The organism is Thalassospira sp. SN3W (assembly GCF_038070535.1).
Lineage (GTDB): Bacteria > Pseudomonadota > Alphaproteobacteria > Rhodospirillales > Thalassospiraceae > Thalassospira > Thalassospira xiamenensis.
Genome location: NZ_CP121124.1, coordinates 2,227,763 through 2,250,113 on the forward strand (window position 1 = coordinate 2,227,763; position 22,351 = coordinate 2,250,113).

Here is a 22,351-nt window from a genome sequence, read left to right on the forward strand (position 1 = left end):
GATTTCCGCATAGGCGGGAACGGGAATTTCTGGAAACAACAAGAACGAGTTGGCAGCAAACCAGGCTTGCAAGTTCCACCAAAAGACCAGACCACAATCGATGACCAGTCGCCGTCCGACCGCCGGGTAATTACAGGGCTTGGGGCATCGGGCGGGATTGTAATCGGTCGGGCCTTTGTCATGGACCGGCAATATGTCGATGTCAGTCGCACACGTATCGATGCGGCGGCCATCCCGACCGAAACCGAACGCCTGCACAAAGGCGTTTCGGAAAGTATCGAACAGCTTAAACGCCTTAAATTCCAATCGGCCAATGTCGGCGGGGCCGCATCCGAGGAGCTTGGATTCCTGCTGGATGCCTACGTTCATATGCTCACCCAGTCGCGCCTTGTCCGCGGGGCAGAAGAACTGATCCAGACGCGCCATATGAATGCGGTACACGCGGTCAGCGAGGTCATCGATGCCATCGCGACCCAGTTTTCCGGTATTGATGATCGTTACATCGCAGCACGCGCGTCCGACATCCGCGAGGTTGGCCTGCGTCTGATGCGGTGCCTGATCGGGGAAACTGACCGGGCATTTGAAACTGCGCCCAAAGGTGCCATTCTGATCGCCGAGGAAGTCAGCCCGGCCGATATGGCGCGCCTTCAACCCGGCCAGATTACAGCATTTGTCACCGCGCTTGGCGGGGCGGAAGGCCATACCGCGATCATGGCCCGGTCACTTGGCATTCCTGCGATTTTGGGTGCGGCCGATATCATTCACGGGGTTTCGGGCGGTGATCTGATCATTGTTGATGGCGGTCGGGGTGAAGTTATCCTGCGTCCGACCGAGGATGATCTGGTCCATTATAGCCAGCGTCGCGAAGACTGGCGGGCGGCACGCGCCAAACTGGCCAGCCTGCGCGATGTCCCATCGGCGACCCGCGACGGGGTCGAAATTGATCTTCATGCCAATATCGAACTGCCGATTGAACTGTCGGCGGCACTGGAAAATGGTGCGACCGGCATTGGGCTTCTGCGCAGCGAGTTCATGTTCATGAACAAGGACTACCTGCCGGACGAAGACGAACAATATGCCGAACTGGCCGATATCGTGACCCGGATGAATGGCAAGCCGGTCACGATCCGCACCCTTGATATCGGTGGTGAAAAGCTTGCGGTGTCATTACAGGCAGAAATCGGATCCGGCCCGAACCCGGCATTGGGGCTGCGTGGTATTCGGTTGTCATTGCGCAAGCCCGAATTGCTTGAAACACAATTGGCTGCGATCCTGCGCGCATCCCTTCATGGTTCTGTCCGGGTGTTGATACCGATGGTGGTTAGCGTTCATGAAATGAGCCGTGTACGCCAGATTTACCAATCGGTCGCAAAGCGACTGCGCAAGGAAGGTCATGCCATTCCGGATGATCTGCCGCCGTTGGGTGCCATGATTGAAATACCGGCCGCCGCACTTGCGATTGATGCTCTGGCGCGCGAAAGCGATTTCTTTGCCATCGGCACCAACGATCTGACGCAATATACGTTGGCGATTGATCGTACCGACGATCAGGTGGCCGGGCTTTATGACCCGCTGCATCCATCAGTTTTGCGCCTGATTCGCGACGTGATCAAATCATCGCGGGATCGTGACATCCCGATCAGTGTTTGCGGTGAAATGGCCGGTGATCCGCGATATACGCCGCTTTTCATCGGATTTGGATTACGTAATCTTTCGATGTCATCGGTCAGCCTTTTACCGGTCAAACAGCGCCTGCGCCGACTGGATACGCGAAATTCCGAACAGCAGGCAGCCCGTGTGATGGAACAATGGGATTCAGCGCGCATCGCCATGATGCTGGATGATTTCAACGATCTTGCCTGACCGGCGATCATAATACCTAATAAATCAATCGGTTATGAAATGGGCCCATACAGCATGGGCGCTCTGCCTGTGCGCGTATTTTTCCGGCATTGAAAATTCATCGAAGAAAAGACTTGAAATCGATATAAAGAAATCTTTATATGTCTTCTATCGCGAACGGGTAAACCGTCGCACAGGAATTTTCGGGCGTATCTGCAAGATCCATCTGGTCGGCGGTTGCGCTGTTTTTGTTTGATTGGAGACGACATGTCGAACTTTACCGATTGCAAGGTCGCAGACATCTCGCTGGCCGCATGGGGCCGCAAGGAAATCGCGATTGCCGAAACCGAGATGCCGGGCCTGATGGCGCTGCGTGAAGAATATGGCGCGGCCAAGCCGCTTGCCGGCGCGCGCATCGTCGGTTGCCTGCACATGACCATTCAGACTGCGGTTCTGATCGAAACCCTGACCGCACTTGGTGCAGAAGTTCGCTGGTCGTCGTGCAACATCTTCTCGACCCAGGATCAGGCTGCTGCGGCGATTGCGGCAACCGGCGTTCCTGTCTTTGCCTGGAAGGGCGAGACCGAGGAAGAATTCTGGTGGTGCATCGAGCAGACCATCACCGGCCCGAACGGCTGGAAACCGAACCTGATCCTGGATGACGGCGGCGATGTTACCCAGCTGATCCACGACAAGTATCCGGAACTTCTTGAAGACATCAAAGGTCTTTCCGAAGAAACCACCACCGGTGTGCACCGCCTGTATGAAATGGCGAAAAAGGGCACGCTCAAGGTTCCGGCGATCAACGTCAATGACTCTGTCACCAAGTCGAAATTCGACAACCTGTATGGCTGCCGCGAAAGCTTGGTTGATGGCATCAAACGTGCAACCGACGTCATGGTTGCCGGTAAAATCGGTGTGGTTGCCGGTTTTGGTGATGTTGGCAAAGGTTCGGCTGCGTCGCTGCGCAGCCAGGGTGCCCGCGTTCTTGTGACCGAAATCGATCCGATCTGCGCGCTGCAGGCCGCGATGGAAGGTTACGAAGTCACCACCATGGAAGATGCTGCACCGGTTGGTGATATCTTTGTCACCACCACGGGCAATATCGACATCATCACGCTCGACCATATGCGTGCGATGAAAGACCGTGCAATCGTTTGCAACATCGGTCACTTCGATTCCGAAATCCAGATCGGTTCGCTGCGTAATTACAAGTGGGACAATGTCAAGCCGCAGGTCGACGAAGTCGAATTCCCGGATGGCAAACGTCTGATCGTTCTGGCCGAAGGCCGTCTGGTCAACCTTGGTTGCGCAACCGGTCACCCGAGCTTCGTGATGTCGGCATCCTTCACCAACCAGGTGCTGGCCCAGATCGAACTTTGGAAAAACCACGCCAACTACGAAAACAAGGTTTATGTCCTGCCGAAACACCTCGACGAGAAAGTTGCCGCCCTGCATCTCGACCGTCTTGGTGTGAAACTGACCAAGCTTTCGAACGAACAGGCCGAATATATCGGCGTGCCGCAGGCTGGCCCGTTCAAGCCGGATCATTACCGCTACTAAGCGCAATCGCGTTTTGCATCAAAGCCGGTCCGTTCATTCGGACCGGCTTTTTTGTGTTTTGCGACGACGCGTTCGGGTAAGAAAGACAACACCACAACAGGGAAGCAAGCCATGCCCCAGCTTGAAATCGAATATTCCGCCAATTTGCCAATCGCCGAGCAGCTTCGCGGGTTGGCGATCAGCCTGCATCGTGAAATTGCCAAGGCAGCCGATGCCGATCTGGAAAGTTTCAAAACACGTTTATCGCCACTTGAAAATGTCGTGATTGCCGATGGCGGGCCAAAACATGGCATGGTGCATCTTGATGTGCGGCTGTTGTCGGGACGCTCTGACGATGTCAAACATGCCGTTGGTGCCATCGCACTTGAAACCGTGCGGGCGCATCTGGAAAATCTGGTCGGGAATTTCGATGTACAGTTTACTGTTGAAGTACATGATCTGGACCGGGCCAATTATCACAAGCATGTGACAAACGCCTGACGGCCCGATCGGGTTGGCAGTTACATCAAAAGTGCTTCATGGATCGGATGATCGGGGCCGTAACGATCATTCATCAGTTTGATCAGCTCGCGCGAAAACTGCTTGCCGGCATCCAGCAGGGAACGGAGTTCGGTGTCACTGCGATCATTCGGGTCGACTTTTTCAAGCCGTTTGCGGACATCCGGATCGCTGAGTTCGCTCAGAAACCGGTCATAGAGTTCGAGCGCGGGAAGGCTTTTGTTACCAAAAACCGTTTGAACACGTGTGATCGGCGGTAACTGCAAAAGTTCCGATAGTTTCGCCCGTTTGCCGATATAATCACGACCTGCGGTTTCCGCGGCTGCGATAATGCCGCCGAAATAAAGCATCTTACGCGAAAAGACGAGTTTAAGGCGTCTGGGGGCCCATGCCTTGCTGGCGTCGCCTTCGCGGGTTTTGATTTCGAAATCGACGCTGATGGTGCGGTAATAGCGGATGACGTCATTGACCAGAAAGCGTGCGATGGATTCCCGTGTAACCGTTTCGGTGACATAGTTGGCAATCAGTTCGTCAAAGAAGGCACGTTTGCCGACTTCGTTATAAAGCCATTCACATTCCAGCAGAAACAGCAGGCGGCGTGTGGTGATCGAATTGGTGTCGCCATCAAGGCCGATGCGGTTGACCAGTTCCTCGGCCGGGACATAGGATGAAAACGGGCCGTTAACGGCCGCCTTTTTGGTCACCATGGCACCAAGAATTTCGGAAACGTCACGGTGGGGGGCCAGATCACGGTCAACTTCACGACCGATGATGAAGTAATCCAGATCCGATTGTTCTGATGCCTCGTGCCGACCAAACGACCCGGTAACGACAACGCAGAAAGCGCTGCCATGCAGCTGATTGGCGAGTGCGCTTCGCATCTCGTCGAGCCGCTTTGCGGTATAGGCCTGATTGCTGGCGATGGTATCTGGCAACAAGATTGAAATGATTCCGTTGAATGCGGCAATTAATTCAGTATCGACCTAAAGGTGAAAGATTAAAACCGGGTTTATGGGATAACTGCGGAGTCCCTTGTAAAACCGGACCGGATTTCACAATCCGGCAGAGGCTTGGCACATAATTGCCATTACTTGCCGATAAAACGGCCTTAAAGTCGAATAACCCTGTGCCATATGTCGTTTGTCGGGGCCGTTGGCCAAAAGACCTTTTGCATATTTCCCCGATTGGAAATCACCCTGGATTATGGAGAAGTCCGATCAAAAATCTTCATCGCACCCTGCTTGCCGTTCCGCTTCTTGGCCTGATGGCAATGCCTGCCTTTGCCCAGTCCGCCGATATGAAATCGCCCGAGGAGATGAAGGATATGGAACCCGATGCGTTGCGCGACGGGATCGAAAATCGCCATCCATCGGCCTATTACATTCTGGCAGCCAAGCAGTTTAATGCAGGCGAACGTGATGACGCGGTTTTCTGGTTCTATACCGGCCAGTTGCGCTATCGCACGCTTTTGGGCTGCAAACCCGACCTTGCACCGGATCAGGACCCGGCATTGTTCGCGTCCCTGAACGAAACCGTCGGTCGCCCCCTTAATGGATATGCCTTTGGGGATGTGGAGGAACTAAGCAGCACGATCGAGGATGTTCTCGAATGGGATGCCGCGCATGCCAATGGCTATGTCGCCAAAGCCGAATGCGAACAGGTCATTACTGCCGAGCGCGCCGGACTGGACGAGTTGCGTGAAATGATCGTCGCCAAGGCAGATGAAATCCGCAAGCAGCGCGAAGAAAACGGGCTGGAAAACCGGTAAATCATTTTACGAAGATTGATAAAAGCCCGGTCCGCGTGCCGGGCTTTGTCTTTGGCTGGATGTGTTGACGGAAAGTTTGGAAACGCGATAGCGTCATGAAATTGTTATCCGGTTCCTGGTGGCAGTTGCCCCGCATATCTCTTGAAAGATTACCATGGAAATTTCCAATCTCCCGTTCGGCACGACCGACTGGTCGTCAATCACGCCAACCGAGCATTCCGGCGATACCGGCATGGCATATTGGCGCACACAGCAATTTGGTCCGATCCGGGTGCGGATGGTGACATATACGCCGGGCTATCTTGCCGATCATTGGTGCAAGAAGGGCCATATCCTGCTGTGTCTTGAAGGTGAATTGGTCACCGAACTGGAAGACGGGCGGGTTTTCACCCTTAAACCGGGCATGAGTTATCAGGTGGCTGATAACGCCGAAGCCCATCGTTCATCAACAGAGCCGGGTGCCACATTGTTTGTCGTTGACTGAACTGACGGTTTTGGGAATTACCCCAGATACACCTGACTTGACGGATAGGAAATGCGCGGCGGAACACGACGGGCAAGGAAGAATCCCAGTGTCAGCGGGCCGACACGGCCAATGAACATGATCAGTTCAATCACGATCCGGCCCAGTGTATCGAGTTCGTCGGTCGTCCCGCGCGAAAGACCGACCGTGCCAAAGGCCGACGTCACTTCAAAGACAAGATCAAGAAAATCGCCGTCGTGAGACATGGTGATCAGAAAGATACCGCTCATGACGACGAACATTGAAATCATCGTCAGGGCCAGCACCTTCATCACTTCTTCAAGGCCGATGCTGCGCCCAAAGGCATGCAACTGATTATGGCGTTTGAAAAAGGCGATGGTTGCCAGAACCAGTACGATAAAGGTGGTGACCTTGATCCCGCCTGCTGTTGATGTACTGCCCGCCCCGATCACCATCAGAAGGATGAACATCAATGCGGTGGTGTCGTGAATGGATCCGATATAGACCGTGTTGAACCCGGCAGTGCGGGTTGTCAGGCCTTGAAACCAGCTGATTTGAAGTTTGTCGATCGGGTTGGCAAAAGCCCCGAGCGTGTCGGGATTGTGCCATTCAAGGATGGCAAACATCGTGACAGACCAGACGATCAGAATGGCAGAGCCGGTCAGCATCAATTTGCTGTGCAGGGATAAATGACGCCAGCCGCGATGAATCCACAGATCGGAAATCACGCTGAACCCGATTCCGCCAATCAGAAGCAATGCCGGGATTGTCAGATTGATCACCGGGTTTGTGGCCCATCGGCTCAGGCTGTCGGGCATAAGGGCAAAGCCCGCATTGTTGAAGGCCGATACCGAATGGAATACCGCAAACCACGTTCCGCGTGCCCAGCCAAAATCGGGGACAAAAACGGTCAGCAACAGAATGCCGCCGATCAATTCGCAGAAAAGCACAACGGCAAGGATCGTTTTGACCAGACCCACGAGCTGATGCAGCGATGTCTGGTTCAAATCTTCGCGCAGGAAATTGTGATGACGCAGCCCAATTGGCAAGCCAAGTGCGGATAAAACAAGGGCTGCAAATGTCATCAGACCAAGACCGCCAAGCTGGATCAGGATCAGGATCATGGCTTGCCCGAACAGCGTGAAGCTTGACCCGGTATCAACCACGGCAAGGCCGGTGACGGTGACGGCGGACGTGGCCGTAAACAAGGCGTCGGAAAAGCTGATCGGATGGGTGACGGCAACAGGGAGCACCAAAACAACCGCACCGATCAGGATCAAGGCCAGATACAGGATGGCGAGCAAAAGCGGCGGTGGTATTCGGATCGGTTTTCCGGTGCGGTTCGGAAAATAAAAGGGCATGGCTCAGATGCCGTCGCTGAAGTCGCGCAAATTCTGGCGGCGACCAAGGATCAGGATCTTGTCACTGGCTTCCATCGTGACGGTCCCGGTATCACAGCCGATAAATTCCGATCCGCGCAAAATGCCCAGACAGCGCAGTTCGTGGGACTTTTCAAGATCAAGCGACTCAATGGTTTTCCCCGCCATGCTTTCCGGGACTTCCAGATTGATGACATGCATACCGTTACCAAGGCTAAGGTAATCGCGTACGGCGGGGTTATGCAGTTTCTGGGCGATGTGCTGGCCGATTTCCTGTTCGGGTAAAATGACCCGGTCGGGTTCAAGTTTGGTCAGGATGCGATGATGGGTTTTGTTGATCGCCTTTACCCAGACGGTTTTGACCCCCAGCATTTTGACATTCATCGTGCACAGGATATTGGCTTCAAGGTCTTCGCCAATGGCAATCAGGGCGACGTCATATTTATCGACCCCGGCCTCGCGAAGGGCTTCTTCATCGCGGCCATCGGCGATGATCGCTTCGGACAGGATATCCGACAGGGCGGCGACGGATTTTTCGTTGATGTCGATGCCCAGGACGTGATTGCCACTTCGTGCCAGATCGGTCGCAACCGTGCTACCAACGGTTCCAAGCCCGATGATGACAAAGGTTCGGTTGCGCTTCTTTTCGGTTTTGGGGGCCATATCGGTTACTCCCTTTGCAATGGATTGCCCGATGCAGCGAAATTCGCACGGCGATTTTACGTCCGACGGACGAGCATATCAGTCAAACAGACTTGCTGCAGCAGCCTGTTGTGCCGGATCGGTCAGATTGCCGACACGCCGCAGGAACGAGTTCTTTTCCTCGTAATAGCGTTTGCCAAGATCGGCAAAGCTTTTGACCTCGGCATTGGTATTGATGTGAAATTCGCGTTTGGGCACTTTGGTTGCGGTTTCATCCATCAGGACCGCGCTGATTTCCGGATCGATAACATCGGCAACACCGTCAAGCTCGATCCGGTTTTTCAGACTGAACAGAAACTTTTTGAAAGCCGGATGGCGCTGCAAAAATGCTTTTTCGGTCAGAAGGAAATCATTGGCGGCAAAGTCGGGTGCATTTTTGACAACGAATTCGCGGCAAAGATGATCGGTGGCAAAACACATCGGGCCGAAAATGAAATTGCGATAGATGTCTTCTTTAAGCTGCCAGAACTTATCAAGGCGTTTCAGGGCATCTTCATCAAGCTTTACCGCCGCCTCAAGCAACAGGCGCGGATGACAATGGACATAGTTCGGATGCACATAGGTCTTGGTCCGGCTGATGCCTTCGAGTGTGTCGATATTGACCGGGCCAGACAGCAGGCTGGCATGCGGGTGGGTCGATTTTTTTGACAGAAGGGCAATGACCTCGTCCGGATCAACACCGTGTTTGACCAGAAGATGATTGACTGACAGATCAAGCTGAACTTCGCCGGTGATGATCTTTTCGGTCAACTGGTGATGGTTCAGGTTGAACCGCCGGGCAAATTCCGGCTCCAGTGTATGCGAAAACGGGCCATGGCCGATATCATGCAAAAGGGCCGCTGCCCCCAGAAGATCGCGATCAGCCTCCGACAGGCCCATCAGACGGCAATATTGCTGCGACAGCAGGGCAACACCGATGGTGTGGTCATATCGGGAATGGCGGATATTGGCCGGGCGTCCGTTGGGATGGAACAGGTAATCAATCGCCCCCAAAAATGAGATTTCCCGCAGGCGTTCAAACGCGTGCGACGCGATCAGCTTTTTATGCAATGGGCGGTCAAAGGCCGACGCGATTTGCGAACGTTTGAAATGATAGTTGTATTGTGGCGCATCTCGAAACAGCAGTTCCCATTCTGCGATGTCATCGGCGCTGAAATTGGTGTCGAACAGATCGCGCATTTCCGGTCCCGCCGGTTTGGCCGCGGCAGACTCCTTTTGGGGCGCGACCGGTTTGGCGGCCACGCGCGGCGTAAAAAGGTCTAGCTGCGGTTTGGGACTCATTTTTGAAATGACGAGATCGTTATAGCTGTTGTTTCGACAATAGCGCAGACATAGCCCGATTTGGGGTATATGTCATCGCGGATTTTCCTGCGATCACGGGCGTTCGGCCGGGTATCGGGAAAACGTCGTGAAACAGTGGTAAAAGCAAGACGTTTTCACCATAATAATAGCTCATAAACACAAACGGTTAACAACACGTGACACGGGCTACATCCAACCATCAAAGGGGGAAAGAACCAATTGGTTCCCGCAAAGGGGGATCAAACAGGTTTGGTTTGTCCAGACTGTGGCAATGGGGATGCTATGGTCTGACGTCGCTTTTCATCGCAGCCGACCTGCATGCACAGGAAAAATTCCGTGTTGGCAGCGCACCGGAAGCCGCGCCGAACGCAGGCGCTGTATCAGACGCGGCCTCGATTTTAGGCAGTTTCGCCGATCTGAGTGATCGCGATTGGCTGGTTGTTGGTTTGGCGGCAATTGGTGGTGCTGCGATTGCCGGTGGAATCGGGTGGCGATTATCGCTGCGCATGCGCCGCCATCTTGAAGAGGCGGAAGATCACGAATCCGAATTGGCGGATTCGACCGAACAATTTACCCATCTGTTCTTTGCCGGGCCGGACCCGGTTTATTATTGGAGCCAGGCCGGCTTTGCCGAGGGGGCAAGCCCGTCGCTGAAACGTGCGTTCCAGCTTGGCAAGGATGGGCGTTTCCCCGATGTGCTTGACCAGTTGCGCGATGATGATGCCAGGACCCTTAAGGAACGTGTGCGAAACCTGAAATCCACCCACGAGCGGTTTGAGCTTTGGGTTACAGCTGTTGATGAACGCAAATTCCACGTCACCGGGGCGATGGCACGCAAGGATCGGACTTCGCCGGTTCTGGCCCATGCACTTTGGTTCCGTGATGAAACCCGCCATACCCGTGAACGCGAAAGCCAGTTCGGCGATTTTACCGCGCTCAAACGCGAAGTCAGCGGGTTGCGGCTTTTGATCGACAGTCTTCCGTTTCCGGTGTGGCGGCGCGATGGCGATTTGCGTTTGATTGATTGTAATGCGGCCTATGCGACCGCGGTGGAACTCGACACGGTCAAGGATGCCCTTGCCAGACAGGCGGAACTGGGCGGCGGGGTGATCCCCGATAAGGGCAAGTCATTGGCGGCGTCGGCATTGCGCAACGGCGAAACCATGACACGCGATTATCATATCGTGATCAAGGGTGACCGGAAGCTTCTGCGCATTACCGAATGTCCGTCACAAACGCCCGAAGACCTTGATGGTCTGATCGGCTTTGCGATTGATTGCACCGCGATCGAGGAACTGCAATCCGACCTGTCGCGTCATATTCGTGCCCATGCCGAAGTCTTGGAAAACCTTGGAACCGCGATTGCGATTTATGGCGGTGACAAGCGGCTTATCTTCTTTAACACCGCGTTCACCAAACTTTGGGATATGGACGAGGACTGGCTCTGGGCGGAACCGTCGCTTGATGATGTGCTGCGCCGGATGCGCGATGAACGCAAATTGCCCGAAGTCACCGACTTCACGCAGTTCCGCAATATCGAAAACCAGCGCTTTACCGATCTTCTCAAGCCAGAAGAAGATTTGATGCATCTGCCGAACGGCATGACCTTGCGCCGGTTCATTTCACCGCATCCGTTTGGCGGACTGATGTTCGCGTTCGAGGATGTCACCGACAAGCTGGTTCTCGAAAGCAGTTACAACACCCTGATCGCGGTTCAGCGCGAGACGCTTGAAAACCTGCATGAAGCGGTAGGCGTGATCAGCGGCGATGGTCGGTTGCGGCTTTACAATCACGGTTTTGCCGATGTCTGGGGCCTTGAAGACAGTTTCCTCTCAGGTGCGCCGCATATCAGCGAAGTGGTCGAAGAAGCCCGTGATTACTGGCACGAGCGCGAAGACTGGGACAAATTCAAAAGCCGGATGGTCGCGCGTATCACCAACCACGAACCCATGAGCGGTCGTATCGAGCGTGCCGATAACAGCATCATCGATTTTGCCATTGTACCGCTGCCTGACGGGGCGGTGATGATGTCTTATATCGATGTCACCGACACGATCCGGGTCGAACGGGCGCTTCGCGAACGCAACGAAGCGCTGCGGACCGCCGATCAGATGAAGTCGGACTTCATTTCGACCGTGTCGCGTGAACTGACCCGGCCGCTTGACCATATCAATGGCGAGGCAGATCGCCTTATTCCGCATTTACAGGGCAATGTCGCGCAGTCGGTTGAAACCATCCGGGCCGAAGCCCAAAGCATGCTGGCACTGGTGGATGACATGCGGGACCTTGCAACGCTGGGATCAGGGCAGGTCGCGCTTGAACTTGATACGGTCGATCCAAGGCGTTTGTTACGTTCGCTCGAAGCACTGACGCGGGCGCGCCTGGCGGAACTTAACGTTTCGCTACGCCTTTACTGTTCGCGCAATATCGGCTGGATGATTGCCGATGAACGCCGCCTTAAACAGGCGTTGTTCATTCTGGTGACCAATGTCCTGCGTACCGCCCCCGAAGGCAGTGAGGTTTCCGTGGTTGCCCGTCGTCGGGGCGAGGATATCGATATCAGCATTTCACTATCGGACGAAGCACCGCAACCGATGCTGTTTGAAGGATTGCGCGAGGGAGAATCACCATCTGCGCGCCGCGCACTTGGCATGGCAATGGTGCGCGCAGTGGTCGAAATCCACGGCGGCCGGGTCAAGGTCAGCCGGGATGGACATGAAATTTCCTGTATCCTGCCCGCAGGCGAAGAAAGCGATCTGGAATAACAAAAGGCGTCCATCGGTCGCCTTTTGTTCCAACATCATCAAACTTTGAACGGTACTTCCCTGCCGGCAATGAAGGCATCAATGTTATCAAGTGCCCGGAATCCCATAGCATTGCGGGTTTCGACCGTTGCCGATCCCAGATGGGGCAACAGGAACGTATTGGGCAGATCGCGATAGGTCGGCTCGATATTCGGTTCCCCGGCAAAAACATCAAGTCCGGCGGCGGTCAGTTTGCCCGATTTGAGTGCCGCGATCAGGTCCTTGTCATTGACGATATCACCGCGTGCCGTATTCACAATGATCGCCCCATCTGGCAGCTCGGCGATAAAATTGCGATTGACCATACCGCGTGTTTCCGGTGTTGACGGGCAATGCAGTGACAGGAAATCGCAATGGGGCAGAAGGTCATCAATGGTTGGGTGATAGGCCGCGCCGAATTCCTGATCTTCGGGCAGGCGGCGACGGTTGAAATAATGGACTTCCATATCAAAACCACGCGCACGTTTCGCGACGGCCTGTCCGATCCGTCCCATGCCGACAATGCCGAGTTTCTTGCCGGTCACTTGTGTGCCCATCAGATGGGTCGGACGCCAGCTTGACCAGGTTGCGTTGCGGACTTCGGCCTCGCCCTCGCTGGCGCGGCGTGCAGCACCCAGAATCAGAAGCCACGCAATATCCGCCGTTGCATCGGTCAGAACCCCGGGGGTATTGCCGATGACGAAACCGTTGGCTTTTGCCGCGGCCAGATCAATGTGGTCGGTGCCCACCGAAAAGGTGGCAATGATGCCAACCTTTTGGGGCAGGGCTGCAAAAAAGGCCGCATCAATCGGATCGCCAACCGAAACCAGGGCGGCATTTGCGTCTTTGCACAGGTCAAGAATCTGATCGCGTGACAGCGGATCATCGCCGTCCTGCATGCGCAGATCATAACTTTCGCGTGCGCGTTTTTCGACAGCTTCCGGCAGGCGTCTGGTGATGGCGAGAACCGGTTTCATTCTGATGCATCTCCCTGAATTTTAAGACTTGTTTGTTGATTGTGTCAGAATAGCTGGCCAAGTGCGAGACGAATGCCGATTGTCGTGATGGTCAATGATAGCAGGAAATCGGCTGCAACAATGGCACTTGCCGTGGCAATCGGGACCGCCAGTGTCAGTTTCGCAATATAAACCCCGTAAATCAGCATCGCGATCACGGCAATCAACACAAATCCACCAACGCCAAGCATCGGAAACGCCGCGCCAAGAAGCAGTGCCAGCAGATAAACGCCCATCTGCAAGACGCTTGACCAGTTATAGACGGTGATAAACGCGATATAGCGATTGGCGCGGCCAATCATTGGCGCGACATGCAGCATCAGCAGCGGAAAGGCGAACCATTTCATCACATAGGCGATGGTTTCCACCAGCATGTAACGACCAACCGGGAATTCATCGGGAACCGTGTCGAGATCATGCCAACGCAACAGCGCAAAGGCCGGAAAGACAATCACGGCGGCAAAGAAAGAACGCCAGAACGCTTCGATGGAATAATCAAAGAAAGCAAGGCCTTTGGCGTCACCACGCGCAATACGCCAGGTTCCATAAAGTGCGCGCAGGGTTTCAGTCGACATGGTCATGGAGGGTCGTCGTTTCACATAAAATGGGGCTGATAAAGAGGACGAAAATCTTGAACAGGGATCTCAATCACAGCTTATCCCTGTTTGACCCGTCTTCACAAGACGGGTGCTTGCCCGTCTGTTAACCGGCGCACATTGGTCCCGGAATTCAGGCAGAAGCAGGAAAAAGACATGTCGGACAAACTTGCCGGATATTTGCCGCGCCTGTCATTCCTGCGGGCGACGGAACCCGGTTCGTTAACGCTCGCACGTCTTTGTCTTGAAATGGCAACCGCACTCGATAAATCCGAACGGATGGTAGCCCTTTCCCTGTTTGACGAGGCAGATCAAATCTTTGCCTCCCACCTGCAAACGGCACCGGATGCCGCCCGTGCCGGATTGGCCCATAGCCTTAATAACAGGGCAGCCCTTGAAATCGGTGCAGAACAATGGGCGGATGCAGTTGATGCCGCATGCCAGGCTGTTGTACTTCGTCGTGATCGGCTGGCCAGGTTACCATCGGGGCAGAGCGAAGCCGCCCGACTTGATCTTGGATATTCGCAAGGCGCGCTTGTTTTGGCACTGCGGGGGGCCGGGCAGTTCGGGACCGCGCGTGAAATATGTGGCGAGGCCTTGGTTAATCTTGCGGTGTTTGCCGGAAAGAAAAACCAGCAGGCGTTTATCCTGCTGGCCAAACTGATTTGTCTTTATACCGAACTGTGCGGCATCACCGGCGAGAAACCCGACCCGGTCCTGCTGCTGCCGCTGGCCAAGGCCTTTTATGACAGCAACCAGACCGGATAAGTGGCCCGTTTTAAAGGTTATCGGGTACTTTTTACCGACCAGCTCAGATTGATTTCCTTGCCTGCCGGGACCTCGATGGTCCAGACAATCAGGTCTGGTTGCGGCTTGGTGTGTTTGTGGTCTTCGCCGGTAACAACCCAGTCGGCCGGAACATTTTCACGGATCGTAACGGTTTCGGTGCGTTCACCGCCATTGGTGATCGACCATTCCATGTTGGCGGTGATTTCATCAGGCAGATTTGGGCGTGCCTTGCGGTCAAATGCCGTGACCTTGCGCGTACCGGAAATATTGCTGGCCTGGCCAAGGCGGATGGTTGCCTTGCGTCCGACCGGGGTCAAAGACAGATTGTCTTCACCAAGGAAGCCGGTCACACCGCTTTGGGACTGGCCAAAGACGCGCACGGTTCCTGCGGGCCATGGGCTTTTTTCGTCCGGGCCACCATCGTTTTCAATTTCGATTTCAAGGTCAGGCCGGACAAATTCAGACACGTCACTTTGTCCGGCATAGTAAAGATTGGCACTGCCGTTAAAGGTGACCTTGCGGGTTGCAGGCAAGTTTTGCGATGCGATCAACGGCATCATCACGACATCACCATTGCGCATCGAAAGCCCGTCGAACGGCCCATATAAATGCAGGTTTTCCATGGTTTCGCGATCCGGCGCGCCGCCACCCGGTGCGCTATCTGCCATGGCTGACATCATCATTTCCCCGCGGGCGGCCTTTGCCATCGGGGTGTAGCTGACCCGGTTGGGATCACCGGCGACCAGACGCAGCTGGGCATTGTTGATTGCCGAGCCCGTCTGATTGGTAATGCGTGCCATTGCCGAAAGGTTCAGGACATTTTCCACACTGTCATACTGCCCGACATAGGCCGTCTGCCAAGAAACACCGCCGAGAAGGTAAGCAAGCGAGATGTGATCAAGTGCCGCATCCGAGCCAATGGTGGCTTCGATTGCCGGGCTGGTAGCGAAGTTGCCGGGCAGGTCGGAGATGATGATCTGCTCAACAGGGACCTGTTCAATACCATCAAGGGTGCGAACCAGTGCGCCACCGTCAATCGATAGCAACGTGCCTTCGACCAGTTCGTCATCCTTGCGCCGGATGGAAATGGTTTTGCCAACCTGATCTTGCAACAGGCGATACATGGTCGCTGGGCCATTTGCCGTATTGCGTAACGAATGCCAGACAAGATTGGCATCTTTCTGCGCGCCCATCACGAAGGTCTCGTCCATGATGGTTTGCGGCAAATTTTCGATCCGGAGTGTTTTGACCCCTTTGGGGATCGTGCCGTTACGTTGTTCGGCAATCATGCCAAGATTTCCGGGGTAAACGGTCAACTGCATTTTGCTGCGGCTTTCACCGGAAAGCGTGATGGTTTCTTCGGTCTTTTCGTCACCGGATTGGGCGGATGCCGGTTCGATGACGGGACCTGCAAAAAGGGCCGCGCTAAGAAGCGTGGCCATGGCAAAACGGTTGCGCAATTCTGATGACATCTCGAATCCCTTGTGTCGCTTGGTGCGTATTGTTCTTCAACAAGCTTTACGCGAAAAAGTGGCAGGATCAAGGACGTATCAAGATTATGGAAGGACCGTTATCGCAATTTCGGCCCTTCCGGAACGGTTCGGCATCGACGGGTTATTGACCCAGCGTTTGATGATAGGAATAGGACGCGTCGGGTAACAGATATTGGTATGCCGCCTGCCTGGATGTATCGATGATGATCGGTGCGCGCAGATTGACCGACATGATGGTATCACCGCCATCTTCCGGTTTATGCAGCGTCACAATCAGCAAAACCGCCCCTTCGTCCTTCTTTATGCCATGAACGGTAAAGGCCTGGGCGAGATGTTCGGCTTTGATGCTGTTGCTTTCCATATTGTAGGGCGCAACGATAAAAGCCAGTTCCTGTTCCGTCAGACTTTGCATGAGGATAAAGGAACCGTTGCTTTCGCCGGGGAAAGAAGCAAGGGCAAAGACGTTGTGATCAGGAAAGCCCTTTAGCCCAGCGGGAAAATAGATGGCTTTGTCCCACAGGAATTCCTTGTCCCCGAACAATGTCCGGATCGTAACAGAAGTCGGCACGCTTTCAGTTCCAGGTGACTGCGGTGTCGTGGAATCCGCCATACCTTCCTCCCGTGTTATGATTGTTTGGCGATCAAGTGGCATCTTGGACCTATTTCACCAGAATTCAAGGCCTTGGCACATCTTGACGGTCGAATTATTCGGTTATATCGACCGGGGTTGGAAGTGAACCCTAACCGCCTGGCTGAAACCTTTGACGTGAATTGCATCCTGCTTGGTAAAGCTGCGCATCAGGATGGATGTGGCAGAGGGTGCCTCGGACCGAAGTTTGTCGGCAAAGCTGTCACTGATAATGATGTCGGTATCAAGGGTTCTGGTGGCACGTTCCAGACGGGCTGCCAGATTGACGCTGGCGCCGATAACAGCGGGCGTAACGGCCTCGCCTTCGCCAATATCACCAACAACCGCCGGGCCAAAATTAAGGCCGATACCGATCTGAAGTGGCGTTGTGCTATCTGCTAGATCACCGTTTTGCCAGTCCCGGACATGGCTGACCATGGATTGCGCGGCCGATAACGCGTTTGCCGCCGGACAATTCATATCGTCAAATGCGCCAAAACTGGCCATGACGGCGTCGCCGATATATTTTTCGACAATCCCGCCATAGGCACCGATTTGTGTCGTCATGATCTGATGGAATTGGTTTAACAGACGCATCACATCCTGCGGATCGCGTTTTTCGGCATAACCGGAAAAACCGATGATATCGGCAAACAGGATCACGCATTCCCGTCGCGCGCCAACGCGAACCGGCTCATCGCGATCTGCCAGTTGGTCAGCGAGGGCCGCCGGGAAATATCGTGCCAGATTGCCATGCGCGCGTTCGGCGGCGGCAAACTGATTGATCAGGACACGTAACCGCGAAACCATCACCGCACAGGCCAGCGTAAACACCACGACAATCACGACCTGCTCGGCCAATGCCGAAATGTCGATAAATTCCGGCAGGGTATAGGTCGTGATGATTTCGTCCTGGGTTGGTGTCCAGTCATCGCCGAAATGCTGCGAAACGATGACACCGGGCCGGGTCATCAGCCAGACAATACTGGTGCTCCATGCGGCGAACAGCCAGAACCCGAACCAGATGATAAGACGCGGTGAAAAGGTCATGATGACCAGTGCCATCATGATCATGGAGAACACAACGCCCCGATCCCGAACGACGAAGCTGTATAGCCATGCCGGATGATCGGCAAATGGGTTCAGCGGGTCTGGAACGACCGACACATAAACGATCAGGGCCGCATCGGCGATTGCCAGAATATAAAGCAACCAGCGCCAGTTGCCGCCGCGAAAGGCGACAAAAAGCTGAACCAGAACACCCGGGATGAACCAGCCCAGAACTTCCAGTAGGGAATACAGCTCACCTGTTGGCGAATCCGGTTTGGAAAACAGCAGCAGGATGAAGGCAAGCATGCATATGCGTAGAAACGCCACAAGGATCAGGCCACGCTTTTCCTCGCGGGCGACCAGTCGATCAAACAGGGAACTGGGAGAAGGATCAGCTTTTGATTGCATCGGCGAGAAGGTTTTTCAGGCCGTCTGTATCGCGGATCACCAAACGCCCGTCACGGCGAGTAATCAGGTCGCGTTTTTCAAGGTCGCGCAGCTTTTTGTTTACCGCTTCGCGTGTCACACCCAGCATAAGGCCCAGTTCCTGTTGCGACAGCGGAAGGGCGATGCGGATGCCTTCCGGGTCTGGGCCACCGTGACGTTCAGCCAGCCACAAAAGGCGCTTGACCAGTCGTCCGGTAAGATCAAGGAAATTGGCGTCTTCCAAAAGGTCGCTGACCCAACGAAGGCGACGGCACAAAAGAGCCGTGATATGACGGCGGAGCGGTGCCTCGCGGTCAAAGATTTCAAAGAAATCATCACGTGAAATAAACAAAAGCCGTGTCGGGCCGACAGCACGCGCGGTTGCCGTGCGCGGCTCACCATCCAGAAGCGCGATCTCGCCAAATACCGCACCGGGGGCCAACACGTTCAAAACGATTTCCTTGCCGGTGTCTGAAACGGTCGAAATGCGGATTTTACCAGCCTCGACAGCGTATAATCCATCGGCAGGCGCGCCTTTTTCAAACAGCAATTCACCATCGTCCATCCGGCGGACACTTGCCTGATTCGAAAGTTGGGCAAGCAGTTCGGGATCGAGATCCTCGAACAGGAAACTGCCCGCAAGAATGCGCGAGGCAATTTTGGCCAGTTGGGGTGTTGCAGTACCGGTAACGCTGTTCACTGAGTTCACTTTTGAAATGGGCGTCGTTTCGATCATCGAATCGATGCATTGCTGGGCCAAAGTAGCATGAAATACCGGCTGCATCGCAAGTGTTTTACAGCAAATTCCATTGTGACGGCAGGGGGATGGCGAAGGAAGAGCATCCAGAAAGTTCGAATTGATCCGTCTTTGTCGTGGAAAGATGGATGGCGTGATGCCGATATTGGTACCGACAGGTGCATAACATCAAACAGGCATCGGCGCGGTTAGGATTTGGGAATGTGGGTTTGCCGAACATGTTCTAAATTATATTGATTCTAGAATATTTGACAAAATCTCCTATATTTTTTAAAGTCTCCCTATTCCGATAAGGGCCGATGCAGAACACCATGAATAATATCGGGCCAGCGGGATTGTTTTCATTCGGGAGGAAAAAAATGAAATTCGTTTCCAAAAGCACGCTGCTGGGCGCTGTTTCGCTTGCTGCTGCTTCTTTCGCCGTACCTGCCCAGGCTGCGGACATCACTTTGAATTTTGCCCATGTTGATCCGGCTGAATGGACGACCTCGAAGAAGGGGGCCGCAACACAGGTCTTTAAAAACATTGTCGAAGCTGAATCGGGTGGCCGCATCGAAGTTCAGCTTTTCCCGGCCGGTTCGCTTGGCGGGGAAACCGACCTGCTGCAGAATACCCAGGATGGCACGCTTGCCATGTCGATGATTTCCGGTCCGTTCTCGAAAGTCTGCCCCGAAGCTTCTGTTCTCGACATCCCTTATATGTTCCCGAACGCGAATGTCGCATGGAAGGTTCTGGATGGCGATTTCGGAAAACAGCTTGCCGAGCATTGCCTTGAAAAAACGGGCTTGCGCACCTTGGCCTATGGCGAAACCGGTTTCCGCAACTTCACCAATTCCAAGCGCGCAATTGCCGAGCCGAAAGACATGGAAGGCCTTAAAATCCGTGTCATGACGGTTCCGCTGTTCGTCGAAATGGTCAAGGCACTTGGGGGGGATCCCACCCCGATCCCGTGGCCCGAAGTGCCGACGGCACTGACAACTGGTACGGTCGATGGTCAGGAAAACCCGATCAGCGTGATCTATGCCAACAAGTTCTACGAAATGCAGAAATACCTGACGCTTGACCGTCACGTATATGGAACCGACTTCATCCTGATCAATGAAAGCGTTTATCAGGGCCTGACCGAAGGCGATCAGGCGCTTCTGCGGCGCGCGGCGGGGATTGCATCGAATGTTGGTCGTGCGGTCCAGCAGTTCAACTCGGCCGAAGGTGTCGCGAAACTTGCTGCCGAAGGGATGGAAGTCACAACCCCGACAGCGGAACAGCTGAAAGCGTTCCGTGATGTGGCCCAGCCAGCAGTTATCAATTGGCTGTCGGGCGAGATCGGTTCTGAATGGATCGAAAAACTGCAATCTGCTGTCGGTGAGGCTGAAGCCTCTATGTAACCGGCATTGGCAGGCCGGGTGCTCAGACCTCCTTTGAGCCCGGCCTGCCCTTTTTGTTCAGTGATCATCGCATCCGCGACAGGCACCAACAATTGTCGCGGTCATGTTGTCGGCTTCCCGTGTTCATCCAGAGGAACTTATGCAACGCGCAGAAAATGCTTTCAGGCATCTGCTTGCCGGGCTTTCGGGATTTAGCATCCTTGTCGTCTTTGGCGTCGTCTTTGCTGGCAGTGTCAGCCGCTACCTCTTTTCCGCGCCTCTGCAATGGAGCGAGGAAGTCGCGAAATATGCGATGATCTATGGCACCATGTTCGGAATGGCTTTTGCCTATCTGCAAGGTACACAGATTACGTTTAGCATATTCATTGATGCCGTTCCTGCCCCGATCCGCCGCAAGCTTGCGCTGGGTGTCGATGTCGCAACGCTGATACTGGGGGGCATTCTGGTCCATGCCGGTTTGATCTTTGCCGCCAAGCGCGGTGGGATTATGGCATCGGGCATCGGAATTCCGATGTATTGGGCGCAAATCGCCATGACGGTTGGCGGGGTCTGCCTTGTTATTGCGGCACTGTTTCGTCTCATTGCTTTCTTCACCCGCAAATCTTCAGGGGGTGAGGAATCATGATCACGGGGCTTGGCCTTTTTGTTCTGCTTGCCATTGGCGCGCCGGTGGCCTTTGCGATTGCGCTGGCGATTGCGATCTACATTGGTGGTGCGACATTCAGCATCGATCTTCTGCCCCAACGCATTTTTGCGGGGCTTGACAGCTTCACCATCCTTGCCATTCCACTTTTTGTTCTGGCCGGGGAATTGATGAATGCCAGTGGAATCACGTCGCGGGTCATCAATCTTGCCAATGCGCTTGTTGGCCATGCCAAAGCCGGTCTGGCCCAGGTCAATATCTGGTCCTCGGTGATTTTTGCGGGCCTTTCCGGGTCGGCGGTGGCCGATACATCGGCAATCGGGCGTATCTTCATCCCGTCGATGGAAAAAGAAGGTTATCCGCGCGATTTTGCCGCGGCTCTGACGGCGGCATCATCCGTAATCGGTCCGATTATTCCGCCCAGTATTCCTGTGATTATCTATGCGCTGATTACCAGCAATGTGTCGGTTCCAGCGCTGTTTCTGGCCGGGATTATTCCGGGCATCCTGCTTGCGATTGCGTTGTCGGTTTATGTCCGCATCTTTGCGGCCAATTATGCCACGCCGCGTGGCCGGATGAATATGCGCCAAAAGATGCGCGCCCTTTGGGATGGATTGATCCCGCTTTTCATGCCGGTCTTCGTGATCGGATCAATCCTGGCGGGGGTCGTGACCCCGACCGAGGCCGCAAGCTTTGCCGTGTTTTATGCACTGGTTGTCGGACTGTTTGTGTTTCGCGAACTCAAACCATCGGACCTGCCGGGTATTTTTGCCAACTCAATGCGTGATTCTTCAAGCATCCTGATCATTATGGGCACGGTCGCCGCGGCGAACTGGTTCATGACCTTTGCCGGGATTCCGCAGGCGGTCAGTTCGTTTGTGCTAGGCTATGTCGATAGCCCGACAATGTTCCTGATCCTGATCAACATCATGTTGCTTGGTGTCGGTCTGGTGCTTGAAGGCATTGCCGCAATGCTGGTTCTGGTGCCGATCCTGCATCCGATTGCGATCAGCCTTGGTATTGATCCGACCCATTTTGGCATTGTCGTGATCTTCAACCTGATGATCGGGCTGATCACACCACCAATGGGGCTTTGCCTGTTTGTTGCGGATGCCATCGCCAATGTTGGTATGGCCCGGATGATCAAATCGATCATGCCGTTGTTCCTGGTAGAATTGGCGGTTCTGATCCTGATCACCTTCGTGCCGCAACTTGTCACTTTCATGCCCAACCTGTTCGGATTTTAG

The 22,351-nt window shown here is 54.4% G+C and carries 20 protein-coding genes; 10 read left to right on the top strand and 10 right to left on the bottom strand.

Features of this window, described 5'->3' with window-relative positions:
• The first annotated feature begins 66 nt into the window (after positions 1-66).
• The 3 genes from ptsP to P8T57_RS10015 all read left to right on the top strand — a co-directional run bounded on the left by ptsP (position 67) and on the right by P8T57_RS10015 (position 3,885).
• Positions 67-1,863 (top strand): phosphoenolpyruvate--protein phosphotransferase, encoded by a 1,797-nt coding sequence (ptsP, locus tag P8T57_RS10005; RefSeq protein ID WP_341365338.1) that lies wholly within the window; start codon positions 67-69, stop codon positions 1,861-1,863.
• Positions 1,864-2,109: 246 nt separating this feature from the next.
• Positions 2,110-3,405, top strand: a complete 1,296-nt coding sequence (gene ahcY / locus P8T57_RS10010) for an adenosylhomocysteinase (protein WP_007088263.1) — start codon at positions 2,110-2,112, stop codon at positions 3,403-3,405.
• 111 nt (positions 3,406-3,516) lie between these two features.
• Complete coding sequence (locus tag P8T57_RS10015) at positions 3,517-3,885, top strand: 5-carboxymethyl-2-hydroxymuconate isomerase (RefSeq protein WP_037989367.1); 369 nt, start codon at positions 3,517-3,519, stop codon at positions 3,883-3,885.
• Between the two features lie 20 nt (positions 3,886-3,905).
• On the opposite strand, the gene P8T57_RS10020 is transcribed toward P8T57_RS10015, so the two are convergent.
• A complete protein-coding gene (locus tag P8T57_RS10020) occupies positions 3,906-4,841 on the bottom strand; it encodes a DUF294 nucleotidyltransferase-like domain-containing protein (RefSeq protein ID WP_341365339.1) in 936 nt (311 codons plus the stop codon).
• A 332-nt stretch (positions 4,842-5,173) separates the two neighbouring features.
• Here P8T57_RS10020 and P8T57_RS10025 point away from each other — a divergent pair, with 332 nt between their 5' ends.
• Both P8T57_RS10025 and P8T57_RS10030 read left to right on the top strand, forming a co-directional pair.
• Entirely contained in the window at positions 5,174-5,671 is a 498-nt protein-coding gene (locus tag P8T57_RS10025; RefSeq protein ID WP_341365340.1) for a hypothetical protein, read from the top strand.
• A 154-nt stretch (positions 5,672-5,825) separates the two neighbouring features.
• Entirely contained in the window at positions 5,826-6,155 is a 330-nt protein-coding gene (locus P8T57_RS10030; RefSeq protein ID WP_007088259.1) for a DHCW motif cupin fold protein, read from the top strand.
• Between the two features lie 17 nt (positions 6,156-6,172).
• Here the strand turns inward: P8T57_RS10030 and P8T57_RS10035 are convergent, their stop codons facing one another.
• The 3 genes from P8T57_RS10035 to P8T57_RS10045 all read right to left on the bottom strand — a co-directional run bounded on the left by P8T57_RS10035 (position 6,173) and on the right by P8T57_RS10045 (position 9,517).
• Entirely contained in the window at positions 6,173-7,516 is a 1,344-nt protein-coding gene (locus tag P8T57_RS10035) for a TrkH family potassium uptake protein (RefSeq protein WP_341365341.1), read from the bottom strand.
• A 3-nt stretch (positions 7,517-7,519) separates the two neighbouring features.
• Positions 7,520-8,197 carry a TrkA family potassium uptake protein gene (locus P8T57_RS10040; RefSeq protein WP_007088257.1) on the bottom strand — a complete coding sequence of 226 codons (678 nt, stop codon included), beginning with the start codon at positions 8,195-8,197 and terminating at the stop codon, positions 7,520-7,522.
• Positions 8,198-8,275: 78 nt separating this feature from the next.
• Positions 8,276-9,517, bottom strand: a complete 1,242-nt coding sequence (locus P8T57_RS10045; RefSeq protein ID WP_037989370.1) for an HD domain-containing protein — start codon at positions 9,515-9,517, stop codon at positions 8,276-8,278.
• Between the two features lie 275 nt (positions 9,518-9,792).
• On the opposite strand from P8T57_RS10045, the gene P8T57_RS10050 reads away from it, so the two are divergent.
• The gene (locus tag P8T57_RS10050; protein ID WP_341365342.1) at positions 9,793-12,303 is read left to right on the top strand and encodes a PAS-domain containing protein; all 2,511 of its coding nucleotides are present in this window, start codon (positions 9,793-9,795) and stop codon (positions 12,301-12,303) included.
• Positions 12,304-12,341: 38 nt separating this feature from the next.
• On the opposite strand, the gene P8T57_RS10055 is transcribed toward P8T57_RS10050, so the two are convergent.
• Positions 12,342-13,298 (bottom strand): D-glycerate dehydrogenase, encoded by a 957-nt coding sequence (locus P8T57_RS10055; RefSeq protein ID WP_341365343.1) that lies wholly within the window; start codon positions 13,296-13,298, stop codon positions 12,342-12,344.
• A 44-nt stretch (positions 13,299-13,342) separates the two neighbouring features.
• Positions 13,343-13,918, bottom strand: coding sequence for a hypothetical protein (locus tag P8T57_RS10060; protein ID WP_007088253.1), 576 nt, complete (start codon positions 13,916-13,918; stop codon positions 13,343-13,345).
• A gap of 171 nt (positions 13,919-14,089) precedes the next feature.
• Here P8T57_RS10060 and P8T57_RS10065 point away from each other — a divergent pair, with 171 nt between their 5' ends.
• Entirely contained in the window at positions 14,090-14,701 is a 612-nt protein-coding gene (locus tag P8T57_RS10065) for a hypothetical protein (protein ID WP_341365344.1), read from the top strand.
• 17 nt (positions 14,702-14,718) lie between these two features.
• On the opposite strand, the gene P8T57_RS10070 is transcribed toward P8T57_RS10065, so the two are convergent.
• The 4 genes from P8T57_RS10070 to P8T57_RS10085 form a co-directional block, all read right to left on the bottom strand.
• Complete coding sequence (locus P8T57_RS10070) at positions 14,719-16,194, bottom strand: DUF4139 domain-containing protein (protein WP_341365345.1); 1,476 nt, start codon at positions 16,192-16,194, stop codon at positions 14,719-14,721.
• A 142-nt stretch (positions 16,195-16,336) separates the two neighbouring features.
• Positions 16,337-16,825: a flagellar assembly protein FliW gene (locus P8T57_RS10075; RefSeq protein WP_063092136.1), complete on the bottom strand. Its 489-nt coding sequence runs from the start codon at positions 16,823-16,825 to the stop codon at positions 16,337-16,339.
• 102 nt (positions 16,826-16,927) lie between these two features.
• The gene (locus tag P8T57_RS10080) at positions 16,928-18,301 is read right to left on the bottom strand and encodes an adenylate/guanylate cyclase domain-containing protein (protein ID WP_341365346.1); all 1,374 of its coding nucleotides are present in this window, start codon (positions 18,299-18,301) and stop codon (positions 16,928-16,930) included.
• Positions 18,285-19,019 carry a Crp/Fnr family transcriptional regulator gene (locus P8T57_RS10085; protein ID WP_110252833.1) on the bottom strand — a complete coding sequence of 245 codons (735 nt, stop codon included), beginning with the start codon at positions 19,017-19,019 and terminating at the stop codon, positions 18,285-18,287. The genes P8T57_RS10080 and P8T57_RS10085 overlap by 17 nt, the downstream gene beginning before the upstream one ends.
• Before the next feature lie 416 nt (positions 19,020-19,435).
• Here P8T57_RS10085 and P8T57_RS10090 point away from each other — a divergent pair, with 416 nt between their 5' ends.
• The 3 genes from P8T57_RS10090 to P8T57_RS10100 all read left to right on the top strand — a co-directional run bounded on the left by P8T57_RS10090 (position 19,436) and on the right by P8T57_RS10100 (position 22,351).
• On the top strand, positions 19,436-20,461 hold the full coding sequence (locus P8T57_RS10090; protein WP_007088248.1) for a DctP family TRAP transporter solute-binding subunit: 1,026 nt from the start codon (positions 19,436-19,438) through the stop codon (positions 20,459-20,461).
• 139 nt (positions 20,462-20,600) lie between these two features.
• A complete protein-coding gene (locus P8T57_RS10095; protein ID WP_037989435.1) occupies positions 20,601-21,086 on the top strand; it encodes a TRAP transporter small permease in 486 nt (161 codons plus the stop codon).
• Positions 21,083-22,351 carry a TRAP transporter large permease gene (locus tag P8T57_RS10100; protein ID WP_341365347.1) on the top strand — a complete coding sequence of 423 codons (1,269 nt, stop codon included), beginning with the start codon at positions 21,083-21,085 and terminating at the stop codon, positions 22,349-22,351. Before P8T57_RS10095 ends, P8T57_RS10100 begins: the two co-directional genes overlap by 4 nt.